Source organism: Streptomyces sp. NPDC107471, from assembly GCF_055582845.1.
On sequence record NZ_JBVJPC010000017.1, the window covers coordinates 80005 to 92779 of the forward strand.

A 12775-nucleotide genomic window follows, 5' to 3' on the forward strand; every position below is an offset into this window, starting at 1 on the left:
CGCAATTCCCTGGAGTTTCCATGGGCATCGAGACATTTTCCCGCTCACCCGAATTCGCGGACGAGGTACCCGCCGCTCCGATAGCGCCGGGCTCGTTATCCGTGACCACACAAATGATGCAGGACGCCGTGCGCGCCGTCGGCGTCTCCGTCGGCGACGGCATCAACCAGGAGGCGCTGTTCGCGAACCCCTTCAAGCAGGGACGCGAGGAAGCGCTGGTCGTCACCCCCACGGGAAAGCTGACCTACCTGCAGCGCACCGAGTCCTCCGAGACCGGCTGGGAGCAGCAGGACGTCGAGGGCGTGCCGCCGGTCGCCGAAGTGCTGGCCGTCGTGCATCCGTCTGGCGAGGTCTGGGCCATCTGCTCGTGCGCGGACGGAGGAGCCAGCCCGTTCGGCGTGGTGCTCACCGTTCAGGCCGAGACCGCCGGCACGGCGCAGTGCGCATGGGAGCGCAGGACCGACTTCGCCATAGAAAGCGCGTATGCGCGTTCGCTGTGCGTGTCGTACTCACCGAACAGCGGGCCGCTGGTGCTGGGTTCGACGCTCGAGATTTCGGGTGGCGCGTCGTTCTTCGTGCTGCTTCCGCAACTCCCCACGTTCAAGGGCGACGGCCCCGCCTGGGCCGAGCACTACACCACGATGTACGCGCCCGGCTTTCCGATCGTCGGCGGCGGATTCCTGCCCTACTATCCGGCGACCGGCCAGAAGAACGTGTACGTCTACTACTTCCTGAACGGGAAGCAGTTGCTGCGCTACGAGGAAACGGCCGGACAGTTCCGCGGCCCCTACGAGATCAGCAGGACCGTCGACCAGTTCTGCGGCAGCTACTACGTCCCCAACCTCAATCAGGACAACCCGCAAGGGGACGTGGGCTTCGCCTATCTCGACAGCCAGTACCTGGTGACGGGCTCGTACATGACGCCCGGGCACCACCTCATGATGGACCCCGTCATGGACACCGGGTTCGACCCCGCGGCCCGCGCACGCGTGTGGCAGGACGCCGACGGGCTGCTCCACGTGTTCGGCACCTCCTCGGACCAGGGCGGTGCGGCCGGCAACCTGCAGGTCCTCCACCAGTCCACCTGGCAGACCATCGACCGGGGGACGGGCCCGGACCGGGCCCGGGTGGTGCAGCCCGCGTGGACGTCGGCGAGGGTGGCGTCCGAGCCCACCGGCATCGGAGGCTACGACCTGCTCAGCCCGTCCGACCGCCTGGTGGCGTTCGACTACACCGGTCAGGGCAAGGCCGACCGGCTGCTGGCGTACCGCCCGGGAGCGCGGGTGGTGTGGGTTGTCGGTCGTACCGCCGCACCCGGCGGTTTCGGCCGCGTGTACCACTCCGAATCAGGGCTCCCCGGATACGACTTCGCGTCCCCCGCGGACCAGGTGGTGGCGTACGACTACACCGGTGCGGGCAGCCCCCGCCACCTGCTCGCCTACCGGCCCGGGGCGGGGAAGTTCGCCATCTTCAAGAGGCAGGCCGGCGCCGACGGCTTCACCTCGGTGGTCTCCGCGACCAGCGGCGGCATCGGTGAGCCCGGACGGAAGTACGACCTCGCCAGCGGGGCGGACCGGCTGGTGCCGTTCGACTACACCGGCTCCGGGAAGAACGACCACCTCCTCGCCTACCGGCCCGGCACCGGCACCGCCTGGGTGCTGGCACCGCAGAAGGACGGGACCTTCCACCCCGCCGTCACCTCCACGACCGGTCTCGGCGGCTTCAGCCTGGACCATCCCGCGGACATCGTCGTCGGTCTCGACTACGACAGCTCCGGCAGCGACACCCACCTGCTGGCCTACCGCCCCGGCACCGGAAAGGCGTACATCCTCGGCACCGACAAGAACGGGGTCTTCTACGCCGAGGTGCAGAGCGACACCCACGGCCTCGGCGGCTACGACCTGATCCGCCCCAACGACCGCCTCGTCCCCTTCGACTTCTCCGGCCTCGGGAAGAACGACCACATCTTCGCCTACCGCCCCGGCGACGTCCCGAAGTACGGCGACCAGACCGTGTGGATCCTCAAGCGCGACCGGACGGCCCCCACGCAGTACACGCGGGACATCTGGAACCGCTACGGCATCGGCGGATACGACTTCGCCTCGTCGGCGGACACGGTGACCCCGTACGACTACGCCGGCACCGGCAGCATGGAGTACCTGGCCGCCTACCGCCCCGGCAGCGGGAAGGTCTCCGTGATGGGGCAGCGCGGCGGCCGCATGGCCCCCGTCTACCAGGCGCCGCCCGGACCCTCGACGTTCGTGACGGTCGGACTGCACGCCGACATCATCGACTTCCAACTGGACCCCTACCCCGACTTCAAGCCGTCCGAGCTCATCAAGATGAGCGGGATGAGCCCCGCCGAGGCGTACTGCGTCTGCACCCAGGACGTCACGACCTCCCAGTGGCAGACGGACAAGGTGCGTATCCCGCCGACCACGAACCAGGAACCGTTCGTCGTCTCCCACTACGTCGCCGAGGTGACACTGCTGTCCACGCAGGGCAGGCCGATGAACGGGCACCGGGTGAGCGTCTCCGCCGACTCCCTGGTGGAGGTGCAGATCGACGAGGTGTCCTACCAGGTGGGCCCCGGCCGCACCATCGCCGTCACCACCAACCCGTCGGGCAAGCTCGTCGTCTCCATCGCCGCCCGCGGTCTCAACCCGCCCGTCGTGCACCTCAACGCCGACAATCTGCAGCAGGGTGCCGCGATCGACTTCGCCGCCCAGGCGAACTCCTTCCTCGCCGGCGAAGGCACCCTGCCCTCCCAGACGGGCAAGTTCTCGGCCGAAGTCCTCAAGAACGCCGAGGTCACCCCGAACAACAAGAAGCTGAGGGCAAGCCGGCTCGCCGACTGGCCCGCTCTCGAAGAACGCGGACTCACCCCGCAGGTCGTCGTCGACCACTGCACCAACATGTACGCGCAGGCCGCCGGCACCGAGGAGCTGAGGCTCTCCTTCGACGGCGAGAGCGCCGAGCCCGTCGCCGGCTACGTCATCCAGCTCTGGGACCCGGACCGGCCCGCCTTCCAGGCCTTCCGGAACCAGGGCGAGATCGACGCCTACCACAGCTACCGCACCGGGCACCCGGCCTACGGGGGCTGGTGGGACGACTTCACGAGCTGGGCCTCGGACGTGTGGGAGGGCATCAAGACCGGCGCCACGCAGGTCGCCGAGGTCCTCGTCTCCGCGGTCGTCGAGATCGCCGTCTGGATCGGCGACGCCATCGTCTCCCTCGGCGAGATGATCATCGAGGCCGTCGAGCAGGCCATCCAGGCGGTCGAGGCCGTCTTCCAGATGATCGCCGACGCCGTCATGCGCGTGATCGACTGGCTGAAGTCGCTCTTCGACATGTCGGATATCTGGGACACGAAGAAGGCCATCCAGTCCTCGCTGACAGACACGGCGCTGCCCCTGTGCAGGACCATGATCCAGAAGTTCGGCAACCGCTCCGAACGGTGGTTCGAGGAGCAGCGCCCCGTGTGCAAGGAGTACTTCGACCTCGTCTGCGCCCAGTACGCCGACACGCGCGTCGGGGACTTCCCGAACAAGACCGGCGACATCCCCACGGAATCCGGAGGCGCTGTCGCACAAGGAGACCTCAGCACACCCCAGGCCAACTGGATGCAGAACAAGACGCTGGGCTCGACGGACCTCCCCGCCTCCTTCGCGGAGGTCCTCCATGTGACCGGCGCCAACACGCTCCTGGAGGACTTCGACGCCTTCGTCACCGACCTCGTCAACGACCCGGCCTGGACCACCCTCCTGAGCGACCTGGGGGATCTCGGCGGCGCCCTGCTCGACTTCCTCGACCCCACCGACGCGGGCACCACGACCAGCGCCAAGGTCGTCACCCTCGTACGCGCCGTGCAGAAACTCGTGGACGACTTCCTCGTCGCGGCCGGCAAGCTCGTCAAGTCCTTCGTCGACTTCACGGTCAAGGCCGTGGACGAACTTGCCGCGTTCCTGCTGGCACCCCTGGAGGACATGGGCTTCGTCGCGACCCTCTACGACTGGGTCCAGGCCGGCGCCAACATCGACAAGGACCACCGCGAGAAGCCGAGCCTCCTCGGACTCTCCAGCCTCATCCTGGGCTTCTTCGTCACCGCGCTCTACAAGCTCATCAACGGTGTCGACAACCCGCCCTTCCCCGGCGGGAAGTTCGTGGCGATCCCCATCCCGTCCTTCGACGACCCCTCCGCGGGACCTGGCGAGCAGGACCCGGCCGAGAACATGCGGCTGGTGGAGTTCCAGTGCAGCGCCATCCCGGCCGGCGTGATGCTCGCCCTCGTGGTGGGCCTCACCGACCTCCTCAAGGGACCGACCGACTTCATCCCGGAGTACCCCAAGAAGGAGATCGCGGCCGGCATCCTCAACACGCTGGAGATCCTGGGCAACGCCTGGTCCTACGCGCTGAGCATCCCCTCCGTGACCTCTCCGCGGGAGCCGTGGGACGGCTGGGGCATCGCGGGGTGCACGGTCAAGTCGATCGCCCTCGTCCTCGACCTCGCCTCCTCGATCGCCGCCATGTTCTTCGAGAGCACCGGAAAGGTCACCTCCGTACTCAAGAACCTCGGGTACGACACCGACAAGGACACGGCCGCAAAGAGCCTGGTGCCGGGCTCGATCGTCCAGGCGGTCCTGGGCGTCGGCGTCCTCATCTGCAACGTCGGAGGCACCGAGACGGCGCACCGGACGGACCCCGAACTGCCGTACTCACTGTACGCGATGAACATGGCGGGCTCGGTGCTCGACGCGATGCCGAGGATGGTTCAGGTGCTTCGCAACTTCGCCGAGCACGAGGGCGTGGGGAAGCACATGTGGGCGCTCATCTCCGTCGCCGACGGGCTCATGGCGGGAGCCTCGCTGATCCTCCAGGGCGCCGCGGCGTCCGACGCCCACGCGCACCGGCCCCAAGCGGTTTCACCCACCCAGTCGTTGACGGTGAAGCGGGGATCGGCGTTCGACGTCCGCATCTTCAGCGGCGGGGACTCGATCTTCCAGGGCTCGCTCGTCACCACCCAGGTGAACCCGGCGCTGCCCACGGGCGTCACTGTGGACAAGGGGCATATCTCCGGGACCTTCCCGGCGGACGCCGAAGCGAGCTACGTGGTCAATGTGCAGACGCGGGACTGTTACACGCCACCCATGTACGCGGAGACGACTCTCAACATCAGCGTGGAGTAGCGCCTCAGGGCGGCTCGGGCGGCGGCTCGCGCGCTGCTCGGGCGGCTCTGACGACTCAGGCACGGCAGTCGCTTCGGACGTCACGAACGCCGGGGGCGCCGGCTGGTCGGTGCAGGAGAGGCCGGGGCTGCACCTGGTCGGCGGGAACCCGGGGTGCGGGGCGGGACTGGCAGGGCATGGGCGGCCTCCACGCCTCCCGCTCTGGTCAAGGGGCCGGCCCGTCTGTCTCGGCGCCATCGCGGTCGGCTGGGGGAGCTCGACACGGCAGGCAGCAAAACGGCGCTCCCAGCCCACCTCGCCGAACTGCTCCGGAACCGTCCGAGATCAGCCCGCCGACGGCTCGTCCGAGCCGTCGGCGGCGGGCCGGGCAACGCGGTAAGGCGCTGCGGAGATGGCACTGTTGCCCGGCCGGGGGCGCTACGGCAGTTGCACGAACGGCGCCAGGAAGGCGCGGGCGCCCGGGGTGTCCAGGCGGTACGACACGTTCGTCGCGTAGCAGGGGCCGTCGCCGGTGATCGTGGTGGCCGCGAGCACGTTACGGCCGCCGATCACGGCGAAGTTGGGGCCGCCGGAGTCGCCGTAGCAGGCACCGCCGTTGCCCTGGGGCTCGGTCATCCCCAGGCGGACCCACGCGTTGTTGAGGGCGTCGAAGGTGACAGGCGCCTTCATCCGGACACCGCCGCCGGGGTGGGTCTGGCCGCCGGGGCCGCGCTCGGCCTCCTGGGTGCCGTATCCGGCGACGAACCAGTCGGTGGAGTTCAGCGACTGCGGGCCGAGCGCGCCGAGCTGGTTGACGGTGGGCAGCGTGGCCGGGGTGAAGGTCCAGCGGGCCTTGACCTTGGTCGTGGGTAGCTCGATCACCGAGATGTCGTGCGCGTCGGACGCGGGCCCGGGGTAGTCGGGATGGCTGTGCGCGGTGCCCTCGACGGCGACGGTGCCTGCCTGTGCGGCCGGATCGCCGGGGTACTTCTTCGCGGCGGCGTCGAGGCCGGCCTGCACGTCCTGGTCCAGGGACACGTAGAACTTCACGTTGTCGGGCCAGTCGGTGGTGCAGTGCGCGGCGGTCAGGAACGTGTCCGCGTCGATCATGGTGCCGGAGCAGACCCAGTCGACCCGGTCGGGTGTCGTGGGGTCGCCGTCGTTGTCCCAGGTCGCGACGAGCGCGCCGACCTCGGTGCGCTCGGGTGCGGGTGTCGCGTTGTACGAGTTGATGGCCGAGGACGGCAGCGCGGTGGCTAGCACGGCGGCACAGGCCGCGGCGGTGACGGCGGAGGCGCGTAGGGCGGTCAAGAGAAACCCTTCTACTGACGGGACGGGTGTTCTCCTGTGGGGGGTGCAGCAGCGCCAGTGAAGCGTCCTGCAGGTGGCAGCGACAAGAGCACGCCGGCCTTTCCAGGGATTTCCCTATGTACGGGCTGTGAGAGCAGCTCGCCGCGCGATGCGGCCGAACACCCTGAGGGCCAAAACGAGTTCGACCAGCCACGCGGCAGCAGTGTGCTTTGTGGGCTTCGAACAGGGCGGCTACCTGCCGTGTCTGGAAGTCAGCCCACCGGGACCAGCGTGGCATAGGCTCCGCGTTCACGCGCGAAGCCGGAACATCCGGGATACGGCGGTAGCCGGGACTACCGGGATCTCGCCACAGGCTGCCGCTTGTAGAAGGACTCCTCCAGGTAGGCGGCCTCTTCTTCGTCGAGTTCGACGTCCACCGCGGCGACCGCGTCGGCCAGTTGGGCCGGCTTGGTGACCCCGACGATGGGCGAGGTCACCGTCGGGTTGCGCATGACCCAGGCCAGGTGTTGCGGCACGCGCCGTGCCAGTGTCCCGGACCCGCGTCAGCCTGCCCCGCGCCAGCGGGCTCCACGGGATCACGCCGATGCCCTGGTCGGCGCAGAGAGGGAACATCTCCCGCTCTGCTTCGCGGTGGATGAGGTTGTAGTGGTCCTGCATCGAGGCCGGCGTCGTAGATGCGGTCGTGGCGCTGGAGGCGACCCCACATCGCCCGGCCGATACGGTCGTACGGGCGGTGGCGGACCGCCGGCGGCCTGTCATCAGCCCCCGCCGGCGGTCCGCCACCGTTGCCCGCTGTCAGAACCAGTCGGTGCAGACGACCGTGTCGCTGTCGCCGGGGCTGCCGCAGGCCCGCATCACCACGTTGTGGTCGTTCCACTCGGGAGTGAACACGTCCGAGCCGCTGGTGATCCTGGTGAAGCCGAGCTGGTCCCATGACTGCCCGCCGGTGATGCTGCGGTCGACCCACACCTCGTCGCCGGGTGCTCCGCCGGTGACGCGCCCCCAGGCGCACTCGGTGGTGTCGCTGTAGCGCAGTTCGATCAGGCGACCCGCGATCGACACCGAGCGCGGCGAGCGGGCGTCCGCTCCGTTCGGCGCTCCGCCGTCGGTGCAGCCCGCCGTGGCGGTGCCACCGCCCAGCGCGCCACCGGCGCAGTCGGGAACCCCCGGCAGCACGGCGGGACCCTGGAGATAGATGTTGGTGATCCAGCCGTCGTAGTCAGGCAGATAGGACCAGACCGTGTTGACGAAGCCCTCCGCGTTGACGACGTCGCCGTGCTGCTGGCACGAGACACGCACCGACGTCTCGCCGCCGATCGTCTGCCGGACGGCGGCGGTGAGCGTGGGCTGCGAGCGTACGTTCACCCCGTCGCCCCAGGTGGTGAACCGTCCGCCGGGGTCGGCCCCGCCGACGGGGCCCCCGCTGAGGCAGTCGGGCACTCCTGGCAGCGCGGCGGGCCCGCGCACGTAGATGTTGGTGATCCAGGCGTCGTATGCGGGCAGGTACGACCACAGGTCGTTGGTGATCCCCTCCGCAGTGATCGACTCGCCGCGCGTCTGGCAGGAGATCTTCACCTGGGTGGGACCCGGGAAGGTGTGCTGCACCGTTGATCCGCGGCGCGGTTCGTCGCCCGCCCGGACCCACTCGCCCCACGTACTGAAGAGCTGGCCGGGAAGGCCGGAGTTGTCCGGTGAAGCCGAGTCCGATCCCTCGCCCGGCCGGATCGCCCCGACGTAGATGCTGCTGGAATGCGAGCTGAAGTCGGCGACCTGGAGGGGGTGTTGGGACTCCGCCGCCTCCACGATCTTCCCGTCGCCGAGATAGATCGCGGTGTGCGTGGTGCTTTGCCAATAGAACCGGGTGCGCTGCCAGAACAGCACGTCCCCGGGCTTGAGATGGGCCGTTCCGTCGCTGCCCGCGAAGCGGACCGGCCAGTAGCGGTCGAAGACGTCGGACGTTGTCCCGGGCCCGAGGATGTCCCGGCCGGTGGCCACCGACCATGCCCAGCGGGTCAGCCCCGAGCAGTCGAAGCCGACGACATTGCCGTCGTTCCACGCCTCGTCGCCGCCGCCGTCCGGGGTGCCGTGCGTCTTGCCGGGCACAGGGCCGTGGCCGCCTCCCCAGGAGTACATGGTGCCGGCCGCCACCTCGTCGCAGGCGGCCTTCACGGCGAGCGCCCCCTGAACGCTGGTCTCCCCGTACGCCCTGCAGTCGCCTGCGGCGTGTGCGGGTGCCGCCGGCACGAGCGCCAGACCGAAGGTCAGCAGCACGGAAGCCAACAAGGACCGAAGCAGTCCCGACCATGTCGGTCTGGCGCGCAGATGTCTGTTCATCATTTCCCCCTCCGGCGGCAGGCCCGCCGCTGGACGTGCGGAACCGTGTCCGCTCCGCTGATCACCGAGAGGCTAGCCGATTACGGGGACATGCCAATCCCGGCGCGGGGATGGGGTGTTGCTCCGCCGCCAGTACGAGTGCAAGGCCCTCGCCTCGAGGCCGTAGCGGTGCGCGAGGTGGCAGGTCAGTGATGACGTTCTTCCTTTGAGGGCCATCACCGACGTTGCTGACGCAGTCCACCTCGATGCACCTGGCCGCGCCGGGGTATTCCGTATCGCTCCTGGCGGGGGCTGAGGGCTGCTCCGGCCTCAACTGACGTTTGTCCGTGTCCGGTTGGGCTCTCGCGAGCCATTTCTGCCTTCGTTGTCCCCCTTGCGAGCTACGCAGGAGTGTCCACTGCGTGGTGACGATTCCCGAGTGTCGGCTCCGTAGCGTTCGGTTCGTCGCGGAGCGTCGCACCGCGGGCCGGGGAAACGTACCGGACGCAACTGGCAGAGGGAGCCCACGTCGTGAAGGTCATGAAGATCGTCCTGCAGATAGTTGCCGTGTTCGCGGTCTACGCGATCAGCGGCGGCGTCAGCACGGGGGTGAAGGACAATCCGTGGTTGTCGCTGCTGGCGGGCGCCCTCACGGTGGCCGCCATGGTGTTCGTCTACCGGTGGGCGGTGGGACGCACCGAGAACCGTGAGGTCACCGAGCTCGAGGGGAAGAACGCGACGAGCGCAACCTTGTGGGGCCTGTTGCTCGGCACGCTGATGTTCCTCTGTGTCATCGGCAACATCTACTTCCTCGGTGACTACGAGGTCCACGGCATCGACTCGGTGAGTGGCGCCATCGGCCTGATCGGCTTCATGGCCGGCGCCGCCGCGACCGAGGAGATCGTCTTCCGCGGTCTGCTGTTCCGGCTCGTGGAACGCGGCGCGGGCACGTACATCGCGCTGGTACTGTCCGGGCTCGTGTTCGGCGGCATGCACCTCCTCAACGACGACGCCACTCTCGCCGGGGCCCTGGCCATCGCCGTCGAGGCCGGCGCGATGCTCGCCGCCGGGTACGCCGCCACCCGCAACCTGTGGCTGCCGATGGGCGTGCACTTCGCCTGGAACTACATGGAGGCCGGTATCTTCAGCACCCAGGTGTCGGGCAACGGCGACAACCACGGTCTGCTGGAGGCCAGCCTGTCGGGCAACAAGCTGGTCACGGGCGGCGAGTTCGGCCCCGAGGCGAGCGTGTACGCGGTGCTCTTCGGCACGCTGCTGACACTCTGTTTCCTGATCGTGGCCCACCGCCGCGGCAACATCGTCCCGCTGCGCCGCGCCGAGCGCGCGAACACCCTCGCCGCACTCGCCCGCTGATGTCCGAGCAGCGATCCGCCGAGACGCCGGAGCACCGGACGCACGCAGGCGGGCACCGCGAGGACGGAGCCGGGCACCGGCCGGCCGGGTCCCGGCTCCGGCCGTTCCCGCCCACAGGAGTGCAGGTTGCAGTCCGCCGCCGACTGAGCGGGAGCCAGCGCCGGCTGGCCGCAGTACAGAAGAGACTGAGGGACGCCTGGTACCGGCTGGACGTCGTCGTGCGGGACCTTCCGTTCGGGCTGCTCCTGCTGACCGGTTCGTTCGTCCCGGCGCTGCGCAGCAACGGAACGGTTCTCGGGGGCGTTTCCGACCGCCCGCACGACGCGCTGGCCGTCGTGGTGATCCTGCTGGAGTCCCTGCCGCTCGCGGTGCGGCGCCGGGTGCCGGCCCTCTCCCTGGCTCTGGTGTCCTGCGGGTTCGCGATCGACCAGCTCCTCGGCTACCACACCTTCGCGGCCACCGCGATGCCCGTCATGCTGGTGAGTACCGGCTCGCACTTGGAACGGCACCGCCACATCTGCGTGTTCGGCCTGACCGCGGCGTACGTGGCCCTGGCGGTGACCCTCTCCCAGGTCGGCTCCGGCGAGGACGTGACAGGGTTCGTGACGTTCTACCTGGCGCTGGGCCTGGCGTGGGGCACCGGAGGATGGCTGCGCACCACCCGGCGGGCGGAAGCCGAGCGCCGTACGCGGATCGCGGCGGAGACGCGGACGGCCGAACGCACCCGGATCGCCCGGGAGTTGCACGACGTGGTGACCCATCACGTGACGGCGATGGTGGTGCAGGCGGAGGCCGCCCGCTACCTGACCGCCGCGCCGGAGCGGCTGGAGCAGTCCCTGAGTGCCGTCTCCGACACCGGACGACGAGCGATCACCGATCTACGGCATCTTCTGGACCTGCTCAATCCCGATCACGGCACCGGTGGCGACGGCCCGGGGGAGCGCAGGTCACCGGCCGTCGGCCGCCTGCTCACCCTCGTGGAGCAGACCCGCCGGGCGGGCCAGCCGGTGGCGTTCACCGAGGAGGGCACTCCGCCGGTGTCCACCGGGAGCGCCGACCTCGTGGCCTACCGGGTGGTGCAGGAAGCACTGACCAACGCCCTCAAGTACGCTCACGGCAGCCGCACTTCGGTCACCGTGCGGCACGGCGAGAGGGAGATCAGCGTGGAGGTCAGCACGGACGGTACCGGCTCACGGGCAGCCGCCGTCGGTGGCAGCGGACGGGGGCTTGCCGGTCTGCGCGAGCGGGTCGACGTCCTCGGCGGTGACTTCAGCGCAGGCACCGATGCGGGCGGCGGCTTCGTAGTTCGGGCGCGGATTCCGGCCGGGAGCCGCTCGTGAGCACCACGTCGCCACCCGGGGCCGCACCGACCCGCGTCCTTGTCTGCGACGACCAGGCGCTCATCCGCACGGGCCTGGTCACCATCATCGACGCGCAGCCCGACATGGAGGTCGTGGGCGCATGCGGTGACGGACAGACCGGCGTCGAACTCGCGCGCAAGCACACGCCGGACGTCGTGGTCATGGACATCCGTATGCCGGTCCTCGACGGCCTCGAAGCCACTCGCCTGCTGGCGGGGGCCGGGGTCGCCCACCCCGTCAAGGTCCTCGTGATCACCACGTTCAACCTGGACGAGTACGTCTACGAGGCGCTGCGCGCCGGAGCGAGCGGCTTCCTGCTCAAGGACGCCCCGCCCGACCGCCTGCTGCACGGTATCCGCACGGTCGCCATGGGAGCGGCGCTGCTGGACCCCGACGTCACCCGCCAACTCGTCGGCCGGTACGCGGCCCGCATCCGCCCCACCGACGGCACCCGGGCGGACATCCCGCTCACCCCCCGCGAGTTGGAGGTCCTGCGGCTGATCGCGGACGGCCTTTCCAACAGCGAGATCGCCGCCTCCTTGGTCATCAGCCAGGAGACGGTGAAGACGTTCGTCTCCCGCATCCTCACCAAACTGCACCTCCGCGACCGCGTCCAGGCGGTCGTCTACGCGTTCCGGCACGGACTGGCGAGCTGAGCGACGGGAGCGAAGGCTCTTTCTGACCGATCACCGCAGCCTGACCAACCGTGAACCGCAGTCCCCGAACGCCGCAGGGGCAAGTGCAGGAGAGGGGAAGCGACAGGGCCGACCGTCTCACAGGGCGGACGGCTTGATCTCCCCCGCGAAGACGATGACCTGGTCGATGAGGCTCCGTCGCAGATGGACGACGTCCGTTCCCGCCAGGCGGGGGCCTCCGTCAGGCGTCGTGAAGACCCACTGGTACCGGGCCCACTCGTCGGGCATGTCCACCGCTGAGCAGCGCACCATCGTGCCGGTTCCCGCCGGGTGGCGCCGGATGTCCAGCACGAACTGCTCAACCGCCGCGATTCCTTCGCTGCGACCCAACGGCCCCCAGAAGACCACGTCCGAGGTCAGGGCCTGGGAGAGCAGGGCAGTCACATAGCTGTCGTCCGAGGCGTTGAACGCGGAGATGAACGTGTCGATCGCGGAGCGTGCGGTCTCTTCCTGCATACCCCAGTAATACCAGCCGTTTCGCGTGCGCTCGTCCCAGGCGCCTTCCGATCACGGTGAACCATCCCGGTTACAGCACTAGGTGCACCGCACTTGTCCT

The 12775-nt window shown here is 69.3% G+C and carries 7 protein-coding genes and 1 pseudogene; 4 read left to right on the forward strand and 4 right to left on the reverse strand.

What is annotated here, in order from left to right; genetic code table 11:
- The first annotated feature begins 101 nt into the window (after window positions 1-101).
- On the forward strand, window positions 102-5186 hold the full coding sequence (locus tag ACZ66S_RS38440) for a hypothetical protein (protein WP_469906222.1): 5085 nt from the start codon (window positions 102-104) through the stop codon (window positions 5184-5186).
- A gap of 417 nt (window positions 5187-5603) precedes the next feature.
- Here ACZ66S_RS38440 and ACZ66S_RS38445 read toward each other — a convergent pair whose 3' ends face one another.
- The 3 genes and pseudogenes from ACZ66S_RS38445 to ACZ66S_RS38455 form a co-directional block, all read right to left on the reverse strand.
- Window positions 5604-6476: a trypsin-like serine protease gene (locus tag ACZ66S_RS38445; RefSeq protein WP_469906223.1), complete on the reverse strand. Its 873-nt coding sequence runs from the start codon at window positions 6474-6476 to the stop codon at window positions 5604-5606.
- Between the two features lie 332 nt (window positions 6477-6808).
- A pseudogene (locus tag ACZ66S_RS38450) lies at window positions 6809-7136 on the reverse strand (aldo/keto reductase); the annotation flags it as partial.
- A gap of 135 nt (window positions 7137-7271) precedes the next feature.
- The gene (locus ACZ66S_RS38455; RefSeq protein ID WP_469906224.1) at window positions 7272-8759 is read right to left on the reverse strand and encodes an NlpC/P60 family protein; all 1488 of its coding nucleotides are present in this window, start codon (window positions 8757-8759) and stop codon (window positions 7272-7274) included.
- Between the two features lie 570 nt (window positions 8760-9329).
- On the opposite strand from ACZ66S_RS38455, the gene ACZ66S_RS38460 reads away from it, so the two are divergent.
- From ACZ66S_RS38460 to ACZ66S_RS38470, 3 genes are read left to right on the forward strand one after another with little or no spacing between them, the layout of a single operon-like run.
- Window positions 9330-10163, forward strand: a complete 834-nt coding sequence (locus tag ACZ66S_RS38460; RefSeq protein ID WP_469906241.1) for a lysostaphin resistance A-like protein — start codon at window positions 9330-9332, stop codon at window positions 10161-10163.
- The gene (locus ACZ66S_RS38465; RefSeq protein WP_469906225.1) at window positions 10163-11503 is read left to right on the forward strand and encodes a sensor histidine kinase; all 1341 of its coding nucleotides are present in this window, start codon (window positions 10163-10165) and stop codon (window positions 11501-11503) included. Before ACZ66S_RS38460 ends, ACZ66S_RS38465 begins: the two co-directional genes overlap by 1 nt.
- Window positions 11500-12180: a response regulator gene (locus ACZ66S_RS38470; protein WP_469906226.1), complete on the forward strand. Its 681-nt coding sequence runs from the start codon at window positions 11500-11502 to the stop codon at window positions 12178-12180. Before ACZ66S_RS38465 ends, ACZ66S_RS38470 begins: the two co-directional genes overlap by 4 nt.
- A gap of 117 nt (window positions 12181-12297) precedes the next feature.
- Here ACZ66S_RS38470 and ACZ66S_RS38475 read toward each other — a convergent pair whose 3' ends face one another.
- A complete protein-coding gene (locus tag ACZ66S_RS38475; protein WP_469906227.1) occupies window positions 12298-12675 on the reverse strand; it encodes a nuclear transport factor 2 family protein in 378 nt (125 codons plus the stop codon).
- Between the last annotated feature and the right edge of the window lie 100 nt (window positions 12676-12775).